The following is an 18,059-nucleotide window of genomic DNA, read 5'->3' on the forward strand; positions in this document are numbered from 1 at the left end:
GCCCCGTTCCCCCGTCGGCCCCGCCACCGCCGTCGGCGCGGGCTCCTTGCCGGAACGGACGAGCCCCCGCCCGGAACAGTTCCGGACGGGGGCTCGAAAAAAATGGCGGCTCAGGCGAGCAGCGCCGGGATCGTCGCCTCGTGGGCGGTGCGGAGCTCGGTCAGGGGGAGCGTGAACTCGCCCTGGACCTCGATCTCCTCGCCGTCCACCACACCGATCCGGGTCGCCGGCAGGCCCCGCGCACCGCACATGTCGGTGAAGCGGAGCTCCTCGCTGCGCGGGACGGCCACGATGGCCCGGCCCGCGGACTCGGAGAACAGGAAGGTGAAGGCGTCGAGCGCCTCGGGCACCACGATCCGCGCACCGTTGCCGCCGCGCAGGCAGGACTCGGTGAGCGCCTGGATCACGCCGCCGTCGGACAGGTCGTGCGCGGCGTCGATCATGCCGTCGCGCGAGGCCGAGATCAGGATCTCGCCGAGCAGCTTCTCGCGGCCCAGGTCCACCTTGGGCGGCATGCCGCCCAGGTGCTGGTGGACGACCTCGGACCAGGCGGAGCCGCCGAACTCCTCGGCGGTGTCGCCGAGCAGGTACAGCAGCTGGCCGGCCTCCGCGAACGCCATCGGCGTACGGCGGTTGACGTCGTCGATCACACCGAGGACCGCCACGACCGGGGTCGGGTGGATCGCGATGTCGCCGGTCTGGTTGTAGAGGGAGACGTTGCCGCCCGTGACCGGGGTGCCCAGCTCCAGGCAGCCGTCGGCGAGACCGCGGGTGGCCTCGGCGAACTGCCACATGACGTCCGGGTCCTCGGGGGAACCGAAGTTCAGGCAGTCGGAGATGGCGAGCGGCTTGGCGCCGGTCGCGGCGACGTTGCGGTACGCCTCGGCCAGCGCGAGCTGCGCGCCCGTGTACGGGTCGAGCTTCGCGAAGCGGCCGTTGCCGTCGGTGGCCATCGCGACGCCGAGGTTGGTCTCCTCGTCGATGCGGACCATGCCGGCGTCCTCGGGCTGCGAGAGCACCGTGTTGCCCTGCACGAAGCGGTCGTACTGGTCGGTGATCCAGGACTTCGACGCCTGGTTCGGCGAGGAGACCAGGGCCAGGACCTGCGCGCGCAGTTCCTCGGAGGTCGCCGGGCGGGGCAGCTTGCCCGCGTCGTCGGCCTGCAGGGCGTCCTGCCAGGAGGGGCGGGCGTAGGGGCGGTGGTAGGTCGGGCCCTCGTGGGCGACGGTGCCCGGGGGCACGTCCACGATGAGCTCGCCGTGCCAGTAGATCTCCAGCTGCTCGCCGTCGGTGACCTCACCGATGACGGTGGCGATCACGTCCCACTTCTCGCAGATCTCCATGAAGCGGTCCACGTACTGCGGCTCGACGATCGCGCACATGCGCTCCTGCGACTCGCTCATGAGGATTTCCTCGGGCGAGAGCGTCGCGTCGCGCAGCGGGACGGTGTCCAGGTCCACCCGCATGCCGCCGGAGCCGGCGGAGGCCAGCTCGGAGGTGGCGCAGGAGAGCCCGGCGCCGCCGAGGTCCTGGATGCCCGCGACCAGCTTCTCCTTGAAGATCTCCAGGGTGCACTCGATGAGGAGCTTCTCCTGGAAGGGGTCGCCGACCTGGACCGCGGGGCGCTTGGTGGGCTTGGTGTCGTCGAAGGTCTCGGACGCGAGGACCGAGACGCCGCCGATGCCGTCGCCGCCGGTGCGGGCGCCGTAGAGGATGACCTTGTTGCCGGGGCCGGAGGCCTTGGCGAGGTGGATGTCCTCGTGCTTCATCACGCCGATGCAGCCGGCGTTGACGAGCGGGTTGCCCTGGTAGCAGGCGTCGAAGACGACCTCGCCGCCGATGTTCGGCAGGCCCAGGCAGTTGCCGTAGCCGCCGATGCCCGCGACCACGCCCGGCAGGACGCGCTTGGTGTCGGGGTGGTCGGCCGCGCCGAAGCGCAGCGGGTCGACGACCGCGATCGGGCGGGCGCCCATGGCGAGGATGTCGCGGACGATGCCGCCGATGCCGGTGGCCGCGCCCTGGTAGGGCTCGATGTACGAGGGGTGGTTGTGCGACTCGACCTTGAAGGTGACCGCGTAGCCCTGGCCCACGTCGACGACGCCGGCGTTCTCGCCGATGCCGACGAGCATCGCGTCGTTCTGGGGGACCTTCTCGCCGAACTGCTTCAGGTGGACCTTGCTGCTCTTGTACGAGCAGTGCTCGGACCACATGACCGAGTACATGGCGAGCTCGGCGCCGGTGGGCCGGCGGCCGAGGATCTCCCTGATGCGGGCGTACTCGTCCTCCTTGAGGCCGAGCTCCTTCCAGGGCTGCGCCGAGTCCGGGGTCTCCGAGGCGTTCTTGACCGTGTCGAGGCTCATGCGTTGACCAGCTTCTTCAGGACCGAGGTGAAGAACGGGAGGCCGTCGGTGCGGCCCGTCCCGATCAGCGGCTCGACCGCGTGCTCGGGGTGCGGCATGAGGCCGACGACGTTGCCCGCGGCGTTGGTGATGCCGGCGATGTCGCGCAGCGAGCCGTTCGGGTTCACGTCGACGTACCGGAAGGCCACTCGCCCTTCGGCCTCCAGTTCGTCCAGCACGCGCTCTTCGGCCACGTAGCGGCCGTCCATGTTCTTGAGCGGTACGGAGATCTCCTGGCCGGCGGTGTAGTCGCCGGTCCACGCGGTCTCCGCGTTCTCCACCCGCAGCTTCTGGTCGCGGCAGATGAAGTGCAGGTGGTTGTTCCGGAGCATCGCCCCCGGCAGCAGGTGGGCCTCGGTGAGGATCTGGAAGCCGTTGCAGATGCCGAGGACGGGCATGCCGCCCTTGGCCTGCTCGATGATGGTCTCCATGACCGGCGAGAACCGGGAGATGGCCCCGGCGCGCAGGTAGTCCCCGTAGGAGAAGCCGCCCGCGAGGACGACCGCGTCGACCTGGTGCAGGTCCTTGTCGCGGTGCCAGAGCGAGACCGGCTCGGCCCCCGCGAGGCGGATGGCGCGCAGCGAGTCACGGTCGTCGAGCGTTCCGGGGAACGTGACGACTCCGATGCGAGTGGTCACCGTCAGGCCTCGACCTTCACGGTGAAGTCTTCGATGACGGTGTTGGCGAGGAAGGTTTCGGCCATCTTGTGGATGCGGTCGAGGGCGGCCTGGTCGACCGGTCCCTCCACCTCCAGTTCGAAGCGCTTCCCCTGGCGGACGTCGGCGATTCCCTCGAAGCCCAGGCGCGGTAGTGCACGCTGCACCGCCTGGCCCTGGGGGTCGAGGATCTCCGGCTTGAGCATGACGTCGACTACGACGCGTGCCACTGGCACTCCCGATGAGGTGGTTGGTGCGAAGGCGGTTCCCTCAGCGTACCTGTAGGAAATTTCTACGCGGGTAGATATCTCTCTTGTGCGATCCTCCACGTCGTTTCGGCTTCACCAACGCTTCGCAAAATCCGCCGGAAAAACACGCGTCCGGCATTGCGGCGGGACACGCGGAGATAATTAACTGGGCTTCGCAATGCAATGAGAATCGGGGTACAAAGGAATCCTCCGATGCGTCGGCATTTTCTGCTGCGTGACGGGGGCGGAAAGTTGCATTGCTCCGAAACATCCACACAGGCGACATCACCGCTCCATCCCAGCTCGTCAGCGGGGGAGCGGGGTCGCACGAAGGGACCGATATCCGTGGCGCAGCGCGTAGTAGTCACGATCTCCGACGACATCGATGGCGGAGAAGCATCGGAAACGGTCGTCTTCGGGCTGGACGGTAAGTCGTACGAGATCGACCTCAATGTGGCCAACGCAAAGAAACTGCGGAAGAGCCTCGCCCCGTTCGTGGCGGCCGGCCGCCGCCAGTCCCGTTCCGGGAAGGCGTTCAAGCACACCGCCATCGCCCCCGACCCGGCGGTCGTCCGGGCCTGGGCCCGGTCCAACCAGCTCGACGTCCCCCCGCGCGGCCGGATCCCCAAGAAGGTCTACGAGGAGTACAACGCGGCTCACTGAGGGCCGATTTGCCATCCACCCCTACTGGTCCGCTAGTGTGTGGATCACGCCAAGGGGCGAGGCCGCAAGGTCAAACCCCGAAGTCGTGCGGGTGTAGTTCAGTAGCAGAACATCCTCCTTCCAGGGGGAAGGCGCAGTGTGCGATCCCTGTCACCCGCTCTGCAGGCTTTACCGACCACGGTTGTGGATCAGGTAGAGTGATGCACGCATCGCACGGCAGTTTTGTCGTGGGAAGCATGCGGACGTAGCTCAGTTGGTAGAGCACCACCTTGCCAAGGTGGATGTCGCGCGTTCGAGTCGCGTCGTCCGCTCAGCGTATGAAGGCCCCGATCATTGATCGGGGTCTTCTTCGTATGCCCGGATAGCGGACCGATCTCCGGTCGGATACCCGAAACCCGATGACATGTGTCATGGCCGGGTCCGCCGTCCCGCCGCGAGACTGGGGCCATGAAACTCACGGGATGGTGGAAGAACCGCAGCAGCGCGGGGAAGGTCGAGCTCTACACGCGCTGGTCGTTCCACTTCTTCGTGCTGATCGAGATCTTCTCGATCGGGCTGCCGGCCCTGGGGTCCATGGCCAAAAACACCTCCCCGGTGCTCGGGGTCTCCCTCTTCCTGACGGTGTGCGCGCACTCCGTGGTCGTCGGGGTCCTCTCCTCCCGGGCCCTGGACTGGATCGCGGGCCGGCGCGAGCGCCCCGTACGGCTCGCGGCCTTCACCGTCGCCGTCACCGCGGCCGCGTGCCTCGCCGTCCTCGCCGTACGGGCGACCGTGCGGCCCGTGGACCCGCCGCTGGCCCCGACCCTGCTCGTCGGCATGACCTCCTTCGCCAGCGGCACGCTCGTCCTGTGCCTGCGCGAGGTCCGGCAGATGCGCTACGTGGCTCCGGCCACCGCCGTCCTCGTCGGGGTGGCCGCGCTCGCCTTCGGGATCCCGGCCGGCGAGGCCACCGGCTACGCGGTCGCGGTCCTGGTGGGCGGCGCCTTCCTCTCCGCGGCCTGCGGGTTCTCCGGATGGCTGCTCGGCGCGGTGTACGAGCTCGACCGCGCCCGCGAGCTCCAGGCGCAGCTCGCGGTGGCCGAGGAGCGGCTGCGCTTCGGCCGCGACCTGCACGACGTGATGGGCCGCAACCTCGCGGTGATCGCCCTCAAGAGCGAGCTGGCGGTACAGCTGGCCCGGCGCGAACGCCCGGAGGCGGTGGACCAGATGATCGAGGTGCAGCGGATCGCCCGGGAGTCCCAGAAGGAGGTCCGCGACGTGGTCCGCGGCTACCGGGAGGCGGATCTCGCGGTGGAGCTGGAGGGCGCGCGCGGGGTGCTGCACGCGGCCGGGATGGACTGCCGGGTCGAGTTCACGGCGGGCCGCGACCTTCCCGCCGAGGCCCAGTCGGCGCTCGGCTGGGTGGTGCGCGAGGCGACGACCAACGTGCTGCGGCACGGCGACGCCCGCAGCTGCGTGATCCGGCTGACGGCGGCGCCCTCGGGCGCGCTGACGCTGGTGGTGGAGAACGACGGGGCCCCCAAGGTCCCGGCCGGGCCGCCGGGCTCGGGGCTCGCGGGCCTGCGGGAGCGGCTCGCGGTGCTGGACGGCACGCTGGAGGCCGGTCCGGTGGAGGGCGGCCGGTTCAGGGTGCGCGCCGAAATCCCGGGCCCTGCGGCCGAACCGATCCTGGAAGCGGAGACACGTTCATGAGCCCCGTACGCGTACTGCTGGCCGACGACGAGCACCTGATCCGGGGCGCGCTGGCCGCCCTGCTGGGACTGGAGGACGATCTGCTGGTCGTCGCGGAGGCGGCCTCGGGGCCGGAGGCGCTCGCGATGGCGCGGGCCCACCGCCCGGACGTGGCCGTGCTGGACCTGCAGATGCCGGGGGCCGACGGTGTGAGCGTGGCCACATCCCTGCGGGCCGAACTCCCCGACTGCAAGACCATGATCGTGACCAGTCACGGCCGCCCCGGCCACCTGAAGCGGGCCCTCGCCGCGGGGGTACGGGCCTTCGCGCCGAAGACGGTATCGGCCCAGCGGCTGGCCGAGCTGATCCGCACCGTGCACGCCGGAGGCCGTTACGTGGATCCGGAGTTGGCGGCCGACGCGATCAGTGCGGGCGACTCCCCGCTGACCGCCCGGGAGGCGGAGGTCCTGGAACTGGCCGGGGACGGGGCGCCGATCGCGGAGATCGCGGAGCGGGCCTCACTGTCCCCGGGGACGGTACGGAACTACCTCTCCTCGGCGGCCTCGAAGCTGGGCGCCGAGAACCGGCACACGGCGGTGCGTCTCGCACGGTCCCGGGGTTGGGTATAGTAGTTCTCGCGCTACGGCGCACCTGCGGACATAGCTCAGTTGGTAGAGCACCACCTTGCCAAGGTGGATGTCGCGCGTTCGAGTCGCGTTGTCCGCTCTGCAGTGAAGAAGCCCCCCGGTCCTCGGACCGGGGGGCTTCTCTCGTTCCAAGGGCCGGGCGGGGGCCGGGCCGACCCCAGGGGCCCCGTTCCCGGGGCCCCTTCGCCGCTCCCGGCCTCAGACCCAGGTCTGGCCGGTGAGGCGCTCGTAGGCCTCGACGTACTTGGCGCGGGTCTGCTCCACGACCTCCTGCGGGAGGACGGGCGGCGGGAGTTCGCCCTTGGAGTCCCAGCCGGAGGCCGGGGAGGCCAGCCAGTCGCGGACGTACTGCTTGTCGAAGGAGGGCTGGCTGCGGCCCGGCTCCCACAGGTCGGCCGGCCAGAAGCGCGAGGAGTCCGGGGTCAGCACCTCGTCGGCGGCGACCAGGGCGCCGTCCTTGTCGAAACCGAACTCGAACTTGGTGTCCGCCAGGATGATCCCGCGCTCGCGCGCGATGTCCCGGGCCCGGCCGTAGACGGCCAGGGTGGTCTGGCGCAGCAGGGCCGCCGTCTCGGCGCCCTGGGTGCGCGCGACCTCCTCGTAGGAGACGTTCTCGTCGTGCTCGCCGACCTCGGCCTTGGCGGCCGGGGTGAAGATCGGGGCGGGCAGCTCGGAGCCGTCGACGAGCCCCTCGGGCAGGGCGAGTCCGCAGACCGTACGGGTCTTCTTGTACTCGGCGAGGCCCGAGCCGGTGAGGTAGCCGCGGGCCACGCACTCGACGGGGACCATGTCGAGGTTGCGGCAGACCAGGGCGCGGCCGGCCCAGTCGGCGGGAGCCCCGGCGGGCAGCTCGGTGCTCAGGACGTGGTTCGGGACGAGGTCCGCGAGCTGGTCGAACCACCACAGGGAGAGCTGGGTCAGGATCCGGCCCTTGTCCGGGATTTCCGTGGGCAGTACCCAGTCGGCGGCGGAGATGCGGTCGCTGGCGACCATGACGAGGTTGTCGTCCTCATCGCGGTAGAGGTCGCGGACCTTGCCGGTGTGGAGGTGGACGAGGCCGGGCACCTGTACCGGCTCGGGCTTTTCGACGAATCCGGGCACGGAGTCTCCCTGTGGTTCTGTACGAGCGCGCGGCCCATTCTCCCGCACCGGTCCGCCTCCCCGGACAACGGGTCCGGTCAGTCCCCCGGTCAGCTCCCCGGTCGGCCCACCGGTCAGTCCCGCTTGCAGATCCGGTCGAGGAGGTTGGCGGTGGCCCGCTGCACCCGCTCGTCCACGTGCCCGGGGCGGTCGAGCGCCGGCGACCAGGCGAAGGTGCCGGACGCGAAGACGAGCGCGCCGCTGGGAGCCCGGTAGAGCGAGGTCTCCTGGTGGCGGAGGTGGCCTTCGCCGTCCTCGTACGGGGAGTGCGCGAGCAGGATCCGGCTCTGGTGCTCGGGGAGCTGCGTGCGCGGGAAGTAGCGGTCGGCCTCGCCCGCGACCAGGCCCGGCAGCTCGTCGTTCTCGGCGGCGCCGGTGGAGTCCCAGAGCCAGTGCGTGGCATTGCGCACGACGAGGGGCGCGGGCTCGGGGACCCGTCCCGCGTACTGGATGCCGAGCAACTGCTGCTCCGGGCGGTCGACTTCGCGCCAGAGGCTGGGGCGGCCGGGGCCGCGGCGTTTTCGGCAGGTCAGGAGCCGGTCGTCGATGCCCGAGGGCGAGGGCGAGAGCTCCACCTGCCAGTACATGGTGTTGGCGGAGAGGAAGACGAGCGAGGTGCCGTGGTCGCGGGCGCGCTCGACGGTGCGGCGCATGGGGGCGGACCAGTACTCGTCGTGGCCCGGGAAGACCAGGCCGCGGTAGCGGGTGGGGTCGACGCGGCCGGCGTGCAGGTCGCGGGCGTCGGCGTAGGCGAGGTCGTAGCCGTAGCGCTCGGCCCAGCGGATGAAGTCGTAGGCGTGGCCGACGTGGAGGGGCAGGCCGGCGCCGGCGTAGGGGCGGTCGAAGGAGACGGTGATGGCGGCGTCGCGCTCGCCGAGCAGCCGGCCCTCCTCGTCCCAGGCGTGGTAGAGGCTCGCCCCGGTCCGGCCGTCCTCCGGGTAGAGGTTGTAGGCCTGCCAGGTGATGTCGGGGAGCAGGAGCAGCAGATCGGCCGGGTGGTCGTCGCGCACGGTGAAGGGGATGTGCGACCGGTAGCCGTCGGCGGTCGTCAGCACGGCCACGTACGCCCCGACGCTCCAGTAGGAGGGGACCTGGAGCCGCCAGGAGAGCCACCAGTGGTGGCAGGAGACGGTGCGGTCGGCGGTGAGGGGCGCGGGCTGGACGATGCCGGAGAGCCGGGGGCTGGTGGTGATCTTGGAGGCGCCGTCGCCGCCGTAGTGGCCGATGCGGTAGACGTCGACGGAGAACTGCTGGGGCGGGTCCACGGTGATGTGGAAGTCGATGGCCTCGCCGGGGGCGACTGCTCCGGTGGAGGCGAAACCTTTGATCTGCCGGTGCACGTCGTCGGCGGTGCGGGGACCGCCGTTGCTCCGGGCCCGGGGGATCTGTCCGGCGGCCACGGCCGGATCCACGTACCAGGGCACGACCTGCCCGTGGTCGTCGTAGTACAGCTCGCTCCCGCGGAACCACGGCAGTGGCCCCTGCCCGAAGGGATCGGTCACCGCGTGCGCGAGCGCACCTGACTCCCAACGCCGGATCTGCTCCGCACCCATACCGCTCCCCTCCCTCGCTCCCCCGAACGCCTGGACCGGTCCCAGCACATCACATAACGCACTCAGTCCGTCACCGTTCGTCGCGAAAAGTTCAGCCGTTGGTCGACGGCACATCAGACCCGCGAAGTGGCCGTACCCCATGGAGCAGTAGGCCGCCTTCAGGCCACCTAGACGAGCCGGACCGGCTTCTCGGGCCGTACGCCCACTTCCGCGAGCCAGTCCCGCAGGGGCTCGGAGTCCCCGTCCTCCACCAGGGACAGCACCCGCGGCGCAAGGTCGGGCCGCCGCACGCCTCCGACCAGCAGGACCGGCCCGTCCAGCCAGTCCAGTCCGGGTGCGGCCCCGGCGGAGTCCACCGCGGCGCAGCACACCAGCGCCACCACGTGGTCCGTCAGCAGGTCCCGGCCGCTGCGCGGGGCCTCCAGGGGGAACAGCGGCACGGCGTCCGCGCCCTTCGCGGCGGCGGCCGGTACGGCCTCCCGCGCCAGGTCCCCGCTGAGCCGGCCGGCCAGCGCCTCTCCGTCGGCGGTGTCCGCGAGGAAGGACAGCACCCGCTCCACCGTGGAGGCGGCGGGCGCGGACAGCGCGTCCAGCGCGGCCAGCAGCCGCCCCGCCTCCGTACGCCACTTGCGGTCGACGACCTCCTCCGGATACGCCGCCCAGTCCACCGGCGACCAGTCCGGTCCGGCCTCGGCGGGGCCGCCGTGGAAGAGCCGCGCGGCCAGCAGCGAGGCGGCCTCGTCCACCGCTCCCGGCTGCTCCAGCAGATCGCACGCCGGGCGCTCGCCCAGCCTGGAGGTGAATCCGTCGGCCAGCCGGTCGCGGCGGGACAGCTCGGTCAGCGCGGAGACGACCCCGGCGTCCAGGTGCGCGGGCCAGCGGCCCATCCGCCAGGCGGGCAGCGCGACCCGGGTCAGCAGCCGGTCCCAGCCGGCGTACGCCAGGCCGACCTGCTCCTGGGCGACGATCCGCAGCCCGTAGTCCACACCCTGTGCACGGTCGGAGGCGGCGGCGGCCACCCCGCGCTCCATCTCGGCGGCGTCGACCCGGCACAGCCGCAGCAGCAGCCGGGCGGGGGCGGCGATCCAGCCGAGGAAGCGCCGGTTGCCCACGTCCACGGCGGCGTCGAGGCCCCGTACGAATCCGCGCGCGTCGGCTATGTCCGGGTGCGCGGAGGGGCCCGTACCGGCGACGACGGGCGCGAGCACGGCCCGCAGCTCCGCGACGCGCATCCACCACAGGAACGGGGAGCCGATCACCAGCACGGGGGCGGCGCCCGGTGCGGACTCCGGGGGACAGGGTCCGGGGGAGCCGGCGGCCGCACCCGGTATGCGGGTAAGGGCACGGCGGTGGGCCGGGTGGGTGCGGTCCTCCAGCCAGCTGTCGCAGTCGGGCGTGAGGGCTATCGCGGAGGGCACCGGGACGTCCATCCGCTCCGCCAGGTCCCGCACGAGCCGGTAGAGATCGGGGGCGGAGGCCTCCGACAGCGGCACCGTCGGGGTCACGGCGGGGCTCGCCCGCAGGACGACGGCGGCAAAGGTCCCGCCGACGAGGAGCACGAGGGCGGCGACCGCGCACACGGTGAGGGTCACCGCGGGCCAGGGGTCGCCGACGAGCCGGCCCGTCATCCGGGCGGCCACCAGCACCACCGCGAGGGCGGCGGGCAGCATCCCGACGGCCAGGGCCCTGCTGCGCACGCGCAGCACTGCCAGGGCTCGGGAACGCGCGGACGGCGTGCCCACTTCAGCGATCGAACCTGTCCCGGACACGGCCGGACCTCACCCCCTCTGCCCTGCGGCGGCTTTGCTCACTCCCCCACTGTGACACCCGCCACTGACATCGCAATGCCGGTGGGCCAAGTGCCGGAATGAGAGCCGGAATGCTTGCGCCGCACCATAGTTGGGGCGGGCGCGGCCGTCAGGCAGACCGGCGGACGATCACCCGATGGAATGGCTTTGGGTAAAGGTGGGTGCGTTCGAACGCAGCTGGATGCACTCGCACGCGAACACGCGCGCGGGCCCGGCCGCACCGAGTGCGTTCCGGGCCCGCGTCCGTGAAATCCCGCTGGTCAGCGGCGTTCAGCGGCCTTCGGCGGCCTTGGCCGCGATGTCCGTGCGGTACTGCGAACCGTCGAGCCTGATCCGCTCGACGGCCTTATACGCCCTGGTCCGTGCCTGCGCCAGATCTGAGCCGGTGGCCGTCACCGACAGGACGCGACCGCCCGCGCTGACGACCGCGTCGCCCTCGCGCCGGGTCCCGGCGTGCAGCACGTAGGCGTGCGGGGCGTCCAGCTCGGCCACCTCGGCCAGGCCCTCGATGGGGTCCCCGGTGCGCGGGGTCTCCGGGTAGTTGTGGGAGGCGATGACGACGGTGACGGCCGCGTCCTCGCGCCAGCTGAGCGGGGGCAGGGCGTGCAGGGTGCCGTTGGCCGAGTTCAGCAGCACGCTCGCGAGCGGGGTCTGCAGCCGGGCCAGGACCACCTGGGTCTCGGGGTCGCCGAAACGGGCGTTGAACTCGATGACCCGCACACCGCGCGAGGTGATCGCCAGACCCGCGTAGAGCAGCCCGGAGAAGGGGGTGCCGCGGTGGCGCAGCTCGTCCACGGTGGGCTGGAGGACGGAGGCCATGACCTCGTCGACCAGCTTCGGGTCGGCCCAGGGGAGCGGGGAGTACGCGCCCATGCCGCCGGTGTTGGGGCCCTCGTCCCCGTCGAGCGCGCGCTTGAAGTCCTGCGCGGGCTGGAGCGGCAGCACGGTGACGCCGTCGGTGATGGCGAAGAGGGAGACCTCGGGGCCGTCGAGGAACTCCTCGATGACCACGCGGTCGCAGCCGAGCGCGTGGGCGCGGGCGGCGGCCCGGTCGTCGGTGACGACGACGCCCTTGCCGGCGGCGAGCCCGTCGTCCTTGACCACGTACGGGGCGCCGAAGGCGTCGAGGGCCGCGTCCACCTCTTCCGGGGTGGTGCATACGTAGCTGCGTGCCGTCGGGACGCCGGCCGCGGCCATCACGTCCTTGGCGAAGGCCTTGGAGCCTTCCAGCTGCGCCGCTTCGCCGGACGGGCCGAAGACGGGGATGCCGGCCGCGCGGACGGCGTCGGCGACCCCGGCGACGAGCGGGGCCTCCGGGCCGACGACGACCAGGTCGGCGCGGAGCTCGGTGGCGAGGCGGGCGACGGCTTCGCCGTCGAGGGCATCGACGGGGCGGAGCTCGGCCACCTCGGCGATGCCGGCGTTTCCTGGAGCGCAGTACAGCGCGTTGACGTCGGGATCGAGGGACAGAGAGCGGCACAGGGCATGTTCGCGGGCGCCGCCGCCGATGACGAGGACCTTCACGGCATGAAGGGTAGCCCGCGCTCCGGATTCCCTTTCGTGCGGCCACCCAATGAGACGGCTACTCGTTCGTATATTCCTCTACAACGGTGGCTCCGAGCTCGCGCACGATCAGCTCGTGCCCGGTCAGCGCGGAGTCGACGAGGTCCGGATCGTCGTCCTCCGGTACGTCGTCCTCGGGCGCGACCGGCGGGGGCCCCTGGTACGCGGGGGCCTGCTGCGGAGGGGGCTGCTGCTGGTACGACTGCTGCGGCGGCTGCTGGGGGGACTGCTGGTGCTGCTGCGGGGCCGGGGCCTGCTGGGTCTGGGCCGGCGGGTTGTAGGCGGGCGCGGGCGGAGCCCCGTAGGAGGACGCGGAGACGGGCGCGATGGGCTGGTTGCCCCCGCCGAGCACGGCCTCGATCTTCCAGTTGACCTGGAACTGCTCGGCGAGGACCGCCTTGAGCACGTCCTCGCTGCCGCTGCTCGCGAAGTTGTCGCGGGCTCCGGCGTTGGGGAAGCCGAGCTGGAGCGTGGTGCCGTCGAAGCCGGCGACCTGCGCGTTCTGGCTGAGCAGGATCCAGGTGAAGCGGCGGCGGTTCTTGACGGCGTCCAGGACGGCCGGCCACATCGCATGGATCTGCCCGGCGCCGGCGGCCATGCCGGGCGAAGCCTGGGCGGCGGCCGGTGCGGGCGCGGCGGCCTGGGCGGCGACCGGAGCCGGAGCGGGCGCGGGGGCCGCGGCCGCGGCTCCGGGAGCGGAGGCGCTGGGCCAGGCACCGGCGACGGCCGGCGCGGCCGCGGCTGCCGGAGCGGCCGGAGCGGCTGCCGGGGCGGCGGCTCCCGGCCATGCGCCGGGCGCTCCGCCACCGGGCTGCGCGGCCCCGGGCCACGCACCGGGCGCGGCGGCGGGCGGCGCCACGGCGGCGGCCGCGGGCTCCGCGGCAGCCACCGGAGCCTGCGCCTGGACCGGAGCCTGGACCGGAGCGGGGGCCTGCTGGACGGGGGCGGGCGCCACAGGGGCCCGTACCGGCGCGGGAACGGCCGGGGCCATGGCGTGCGCCTCGGGGCCGGGTACGTAGCCCATGGCGGGCGCGGGGGCGAAGGAGGCGGCGGCCGGGGCCACTCCACTGCGCTCCAGCCGGTCGAGCCGGGCCTGGAAGGAGCGCTCGTCGTCGAAGGCGGCGGGCAGCAGCACCCGGGCGCAGATCAGCTCCAGCTGGAGCCGCGGCGAGGTGGCGCCGCGCATCTCGGTGAGCCCGGTGTTGACCAGATCGGCGGCGCGGGACAGCTCGGCGGCCCCGAACACGGAGGCCTGGGCCTGCATCCGCTCGACGACATCGGCCGGGGCGTCGATGAGCCCCTTCTCCCCGGCGTCGGGCACGGCGGCCAGGATCACCAGGTCGCGCAGCCGCTCCAGCAGGTCGGCGACGAACCGGCGCGGGTCGTTGCCCCCCTCCACCACCCGGTCGACGATCTCGAAGGCGGCGGCCCCGTCGCCGGCGGCGAAGGCGTCCACCACGGAGTCCAGCAGGGAGGCGTCCGTGTATCCGAGGAGCGAGGTGGCCATGGCGTACGTCACGCCCTGGTCGGCGGCGCCGGCCAGCAGCTGGTCCATGACCGACATGGAGTCGCGCACGGAGCCCGCTCCGGCCCGCACGACGAGCGGCAGCACCCCGTCCTCGACGTGCGCGCCCTCGCGGCCGCAGACCTCGCCGAGGTAGTCCCGCAGGGTGCCGGGCGGCACGAGCCGGAACGGATAGTGGTGCGTCCTGGACCGGATGGTCCCGATGACCTTCTCGGGCTCGGTGGTCGCGAAGATGAACTTGAGGTGCTCCGGCGGCTCCTCGACCACCTTCAGCAGGGCGTTGAAGCCCGCCGAGGTGACCATGTGCGCCTCATCGATGATGTAGATCTTGTACCGGCTGGAGGCGGGCCCGAAGAAGGCCTTCTCGCGCAGGTCACGGGCATCGTCCACACCGCCGTGCGAGGCCGCGTCGATCTCGATGACGTCGATGGAACCCGGCCCGTTGCGCGCGAGGTCCTTGCAGGACTGGCACTCCCCGCAGGGGGTGGGCGTGGGGCCCTGCTCACAGTTGAGGCACCGAGCCAGGATGCGCGCGCTGGTGGTCTTGCCACAGCCTCGCGGACCGCTGAACAGGTACGCGTGATTGACCCGATTGTTCCGCAGGGCCTGCATCAGCGGGGCAGTGACATGCTCCTGCCCGATGACCTCGGCGAACGACTCGGGGCGATAGCGGCGGTACAGCGCAAGGGACGACACGTCTACGAGGTTATCCGGGCCCGCCGACAACAGCGGCCCGCCGACCCCGCCCGGCCTGTCACCACGGGCTCCCGCCGGGGGTCCTCACCGGCTTCCGCCAGGGGTCCTCACCGGCTTCCGCACCCGCCCCGGAACGCAAAGCGCCCCCCACGCACCCACCAGAGCCCACTTACCCTTGCTGCCTTCCGGCCCTGGGGGAGTTGGGTGAGATAGCGCCACGTGAGGGGCTGACCCCACCCTAGCGGATGGACGGCCCCGGAATCGAGCCGGCTCCTTCCACTCATCCTTCACCCGCCCTTCGAAGACCCTCCCGGACTCCCCCCGCTCCGCTCCCGGACCCCTCCGGAACGATCACGTTCGCGAGCACCCCTCAACGTCTTGTATTGTTTGCCGCGGAGGATTCGCCTAGTGGCCTAGGGCGCACGCTTGGAAAGCGTGTTGGGGGCAACCCCTCACGAGTTCGAATCTCGTATCCTCCGCCATTGCTCTCACCGGGCAATACGTTGAAGAGCCCCACCGCTTGCGGTGGGGCTCTTTGCGTTGCCCGTCGCAGCTGCCGTCAGGGACCGCCGATGAGGCGTGGGTCACATTCGGGTCCCCGGACCTCACAATCCGGCGGCCCGAATCGCTCGTAGTGCGGAATCCATCCGCGACGGGAGAACCCAACATGATGCGAAGACTGGCTTCGTTGCCCGGTGGACGAGTGGGGAAATGGGTCGTGCTCGCCCTCTGGGCGGCCCTGCTCATCCCGGTCCTGATGCTGGCCGGCCGGCTCGGCGACGTCGAGGAGAACGACAATTCGGCCTGGCTGCCCGGTAACGCGGAGTCGACCGAGGTCGTCGCCCGGGCCGAGAACTTCCAGCGTGCCGACACCGTGCCCGCGATCGTGATCTACGACCGGCCCGGGGGCGTCACCCCTGACGACATGGCCGAGGCCCGGGCCGACGCCGAGGCCTTCAAGGGCATGGAGAACGTCGCGGGGCAGCCGCAGGGGCCGCTGAAGGCCGAGGACGGCAAGGCCATCCAGACCGTGGTCCAGGTCCGCAAGGACAAGACGGGCTGGGAGGGGATCGGCAAGACCGTCGACGCGATGACCGAGGTCGGCAAGGAGAACGCCGACGGCCTCGGCTTCCACGTCACCGGGCCGGCCGGTCACGCGTCCGACTCGATCAAGGCGTTCAGCGGAGGGGGCGCCCTGACGACTATCACCGCACTGGTGGTGGTCGTGATGCTGCTGCTCACCTACCGCAGCCCGCTGCTGCCGCTGCTGCCCCTGCTGACCGTGGGCGTCGCCCTGGCCACCTCGGAGGCGGTGATCTACCTGCTGGCGAAGAACGCCGGACTCGTCGTCAACAAGCAGACCAGCTTCATCCTGACGGTATTGGTGTTCGGCGCCGCCACCGACTACGCGCTCCTGCTCATCTCGCGCTACCGGGAAGAGCTGCTGCGCCACGAGGACCGGCACGAGGCGATGGCGGAAGCCCTGTACCGCTCCGGTCCCGCGATCGTCGCCAGCGCCGCGACCGTCGCCGTCAGCCTGACGCTGCTGATGCTGGCCACCCTCAGCTCCACCCAGGGGCTCGGGCCGGCCTGTGCCGTCGGCATCCTCGTCGGACTGCTCGCCATGGTCACGCTGATGCCGGCCCTGCTGGTCATCTGCGGCCGCTGGATCTTCTGGCCGGTGCGGCCGGCGTACGGATCGGCGGAGGAGACCCGGGAAGGCGTCTGGGACCGGGTCGGCGCCGCCGTCTCCCGCCGTCCGCGGATCGTGTGGATCGCCACCTCGCTCGTCCTGGGGATCATGGCGATCGGGATGCTCGGGCTCAAGGCCGACGGGCTCTCCAACAAGGACCAGTTCACCAGCACGCCGCAGATGGCCGTCGGCGAGAGGATCCAGTCCGAGCACTTCCCGGCCGGGTCGGGCGACCCCGTCGTCGTCGTGGCCGGGGCCGCCTCGGCGGAGCGGGTGAGGACCGCGCTGTCCGGCGTACCGGGGGTCGTCGGCGTCTCGGCGCCGGTGGTCAAGGACGGCGAGGCCATCATGCTCGGGGAACTCGAGGACGATCCCAGCGGCAAGAACGCGATACGCACCGTCGAGCGGGTCAGGACGGCGGTCCACGGGATCGAGGGCGCGGATGCCCAGGTCGGCGGCAGCACGGCGATCATGCTCGACACGCAGGAAGCCGCCGCCCGCGACTCCGAGGTGATCATCCCCATCGTGCTGGTGGTGGTGCTCCTCATCCTCGCGCTGCTGCTGCGGGCGGTCGTCGCTCCGCTGCTGCTCATGGCGACGGTGGTGCTGTCCTTCGGAGCGGCCCTGGGCGTGAGCAGCCTGGTGTTCCACCACGTGTTCCACTTCGCCGGGGAGGAGGCCTCCTTCCCACTCCTGACGTTCGTGTTCCTGGTCGCCCTGGGCATCGACTACAACATCTTCCTGGTCACCCGGGTACGCGAAGTGGCGCTGCTGCACGGCACCCGGCGCGGTGCGCTGACGGGGCTGTCCACCACTGGGGGAGTGATCACCTCGGCGGGTCTGGTGCTGGCCGGCACCTTCGCGGCGATGGCCTCGCTGCCGCTGGTGTTCGCGGCCGAGCTCGGGTTCGCGGTGGCGTTCGGCGTGCTGCTGGACACCCTGATCGTCCGCTCGGTGCTGGTCACCGCGCTGACCCTGGACGCGGGTCGGTGGATGTGGTGGCCGAGCCGACTGTTCAGGCAGCACGAGGCCGCCGTCGGGGTCGCTCAGCGCGCAGGTTCGGGTGGGGTGGCGATGAGGATCTGAGCCGCCTGGGTGATGTTGTCGGCGCGGACGGCGCGGGCCATCGCTTCGCGGGCGGCGTCGGCTGTGGTGCCCGGGGGAACCACCAGCAGGGCGAAGTGGTCGTTGTGGCCGCGGGTGATGAGGACGGTGTCGTCGCCGACCGGGTCGGAGTCGAGGTGCACCACCTGGCCGTCGATGACCAGGCGGGCGGGGAGAGCGTTCCAGGCGGATGCGTCCACGCCGACGCGGGTGATGGGCCCGAGGTGCTCGGTCAACGTGCTGATCAGCGCGGGCAGCTCGGTCTCGATCTCGCGCGTGCGGGGCCACCACGCGCCGTCCAGGAGCCCCTCCCGGGACTGCGTTGTCTCCAGCCGCAGCAGGGCCGTACCCGGCCTGATCGCCTGATGGATCTCATCCGGCAGGAGCAGTGGGGGCGTGCCGGGGATGTCGGAGTCAGCCATGTGGGTCCGCCCGTCTACGGGGTGCGGCCGCGCCTCATCGCAGGTCGGCACTGATGCCGACGCCGGTGCCAGGTCGGCGACGTGCACGAGCCCGCCGTCGTTTCACGATACTCCCGCCGCCCGCTCCACCGCTCACCGGAAAATGCCTGGTCACGCCGGTCAGAGTCCACCGAACAGGCGTACAGTGAAAGCACCGGGAGTATTTCGCGCACCGGCTTTCACGCGGGTGTCATTCCTGGCGATCGCCTAAAAACCGGGCTGCCGACGGGCA

Annotated in this window: 13 protein-coding genes, 4 tRNA genes and 1 other RNA gene; 8 read left to right on the forward strand and 10 right to left on the reverse strand. The window is 71.6% G+C overall.

Features of this window, described 5'->3' with window-relative positions:
* Positions 1 to 110: 110 nt before the first annotated feature.
* Genes purL through purS form a run of 3 tightly spaced genes read right to left on the reverse strand, consistent with a single transcriptional unit; the run spans position 111 to position 3,291 of the window.
* A complete protein-coding gene (purL, locus tag OHU74_RS16985) occupies positions 111 to 2,360 on the reverse strand; it encodes a phosphoribosylformylglycinamidine synthase subunit PurL (protein WP_371616682.1) in 2,250 nt (749 codons plus the stop codon).
* Positions 2,357 to 3,037 (reverse strand): phosphoribosylformylglycinamidine synthase subunit PurQ, encoded by a 681-nt coding sequence (gene purQ, locus OHU74_RS16990; RefSeq protein WP_371616683.1) that lies wholly within the window; start codon positions 3,035 to 3,037, stop codon positions 2,357 to 2,359. The genes purL and purQ overlap by 4 nt, the downstream gene beginning before the upstream one ends.
* Before the next feature lie 2 nt (positions 3,038 to 3,039).
* On the reverse strand, positions 3,040 to 3,291 hold the full coding sequence (purS, locus tag OHU74_RS16995; protein ID WP_008740952.1) for a phosphoribosylformylglycinamidine synthase subunit PurS: 252 nt from the start codon (positions 3,289 to 3,291) through the stop codon (positions 3,040 to 3,042).
* Between the two features lie 357 nt (positions 3,292 to 3,648).
* Here purS and OHU74_RS17000 point away from each other — a divergent pair, with 357 nt between their 5' ends.
* The 6 genes from OHU74_RS17000 (at position 3,649) to OHU74_RS17025 (ending at position 6,363) form a co-directional block, all read left to right on the forward strand.
* Complete coding sequence (locus tag OHU74_RS17000) at positions 3,649 to 3,966, forward strand: Lsr2 family protein (protein ID WP_330297268.1); 318 nt, start codon at positions 3,649 to 3,651, stop codon at positions 3,964 to 3,966.
* An 87-nt stretch (positions 3,967 to 4,053) separates the two neighbouring features.
* Positions 4,054 to 4,125, forward strand: a tRNA-Gly gene (locus tag OHU74_RS17005).
* A 79-nt stretch (positions 4,126 to 4,204) separates the two neighbouring features.
* Positions 4,205 to 4,277 (forward strand) — tRNA-Gly (locus tag OHU74_RS17010).
* A 136-nt stretch (positions 4,278 to 4,413) separates the two neighbouring features.
* Entirely contained in the window at positions 4,414 to 5,658 is a 1,245-nt protein-coding gene (locus tag OHU74_RS17015; protein ID WP_371616684.1) for a sensor histidine kinase, read from the forward strand.
* Positions 5,655 to 6,266 carry a response regulator gene (locus OHU74_RS17020; protein WP_371616685.1) on the forward strand — a complete coding sequence of 204 codons (612 nt, stop codon included), beginning with the start codon at positions 5,655 to 5,657 and terminating at the stop codon, positions 6,264 to 6,266. Before OHU74_RS17015 ends, OHU74_RS17020 begins: the two co-directional genes overlap by 4 nt.
* 24 nt (positions 6,267 to 6,290) lie before the next feature.
* Positions 6,291 to 6,363, forward strand: a tRNA-Gly gene (locus OHU74_RS17025).
* A gap of 119 nt (positions 6,364 to 6,482) precedes the next feature.
* Here the strand turns inward: OHU74_RS17025 and OHU74_RS17030 are convergent.
* The 6 genes from OHU74_RS17030 to ffs form a co-directional block, all read right to left on the reverse strand.
* Positions 6,483 to 7,385, reverse strand: coding sequence for a phosphoribosylaminoimidazolesuccinocarboxamide synthase (locus OHU74_RS17030; protein ID WP_371616686.1), 903 nt, complete (start codon positions 7,383 to 7,385; stop codon positions 6,483 to 6,485).
* Between the two features lie 113 nt (positions 7,386 to 7,498).
* Positions 7,499 to 8,977, reverse strand: coding sequence for a N,N-dimethylformamidase beta subunit family domain-containing protein (locus OHU74_RS17035; protein ID WP_371616687.1), 1,479 nt, complete (start codon positions 8,975 to 8,977; stop codon positions 7,499 to 7,501).
* Between the two features lie 167 nt (positions 8,978 to 9,144).
* The gene (locus tag OHU74_RS17040; protein ID WP_371616688.1) at positions 9,145 to 10,746 is read right to left on the reverse strand and encodes a hypothetical protein; all 1,602 of its coding nucleotides are present in this window, start codon (positions 10,744 to 10,746) and stop codon (positions 9,145 to 9,147) included.
* 309 nt (positions 10,747 to 11,055) lie between these two features.
* Positions 11,056 to 12,309: a phosphoribosylamine--glycine ligase gene (purD, locus tag OHU74_RS17045; protein WP_371616689.1), complete on the reverse strand. Its 1,254-nt coding sequence runs from the start codon at positions 12,307 to 12,309 to the stop codon at positions 11,056 to 11,058.
* Positions 12,310 to 12,367: 58 nt separating this feature from the next.
* Positions 12,368 to 14,569, reverse strand: coding sequence for a DNA polymerase III subunit gamma and tau (locus tag OHU74_RS17050; RefSeq protein ID WP_371616690.1), 2,202 nt, complete (start codon positions 14,567 to 14,569; stop codon positions 12,368 to 12,370).
* Positions 14,570 to 14,702: 133 nt separating this feature from the next.
* Positions 14,703 to 14,801, reverse strand: an RNA gene (ffs, locus tag OHU74_RS17055) — signal recognition particle sRNA small type.
* Positions 14,802 to 14,963: 162 nt separating this feature from the next.
* Here ffs and OHU74_RS17060 point away from each other — a divergent pair.
* Together OHU74_RS17060 and OHU74_RS17065 are read left to right on the forward strand one after the other, a co-directional pair.
* Positions 14,964 to 15,051 (forward strand) — tRNA-Ser (locus OHU74_RS17060).
* A 185-nt stretch (positions 15,052 to 15,236) separates the two neighbouring features.
* Positions 15,237 to 17,348: an MMPL family transporter gene (locus tag OHU74_RS17065; protein WP_371616691.1), complete on the forward strand. Its 2,112-nt coding sequence runs from the start codon at positions 15,237 to 15,239 to the stop codon at positions 17,346 to 17,348.
* Here OHU74_RS17065 and OHU74_RS17070 read toward each other — a convergent pair.
* On the reverse strand, positions 17,309 to 17,788 hold the full coding sequence (locus OHU74_RS17070) for a DUF5994 family protein (protein WP_371616692.1): 480 nt from the start codon (positions 17,786 to 17,788) through the stop codon (positions 17,309 to 17,311). The genes OHU74_RS17065 and OHU74_RS17070 overlap by 40 nt on opposite strands.
* Positions 17,789 to 18,059: the final 271 nt, after the last annotated feature.

Origin of the sequence: Streptomyces sp. NBC_00454, from assembly GCF_041434015.1 — a bacterium.
Classification (GTDB): domain Bacteria; phylum Actinomycetota; class Actinomycetes; order Streptomycetales; family Streptomycetaceae; genus Streptomyces.

What these genes read in the sequence shown, in the direction of transcription:
- purL (WP_371616682.1), bottom strand. Translation starts at nt 2,360, where the DNA reads ATGAGCCTCGACACGGTCAAGAACGCCTCGGAGACCCCGGACTCGGCG.
- OHU74_RS17015 (WP_371616684.1), top strand. Translation starts at nt 4,414, where the DNA reads ATGAAACTCACGGGATGGTGGAAGAACCGCAGCAGCGCGGGGAAGGTC.
- OHU74_RS17020 (WP_371616685.1), top strand. Translation starts at nt 5,655, where the DNA reads ATGAGCCCCGTACGCGTACTGCTGGCCGACGACGAGCACCTGATCCGG.
- OHU74_RS17035 (WP_371616687.1), bottom strand. Translation starts at nt 8,977, where the DNA reads ATGGGTGCGGAGCAGATCCGGCGTTGGGAGTCAGGTGCGCTCGCGCAC.
- OHU74_RS17065 (WP_371616691.1), top strand. Translation starts at nt 15,237, where the DNA reads ATGATGCGAAGACTGGCTTCGTTGCCCGGTGGACGAGTGGGGAAATGG.
- OHU74_RS17070 (WP_371616692.1), bottom strand. Translation starts at nt 17,788, where the DNA reads ATGGCTGACTCCGACATCCCCGGCACGCCCCCACTGCTCCTGCCGGAT.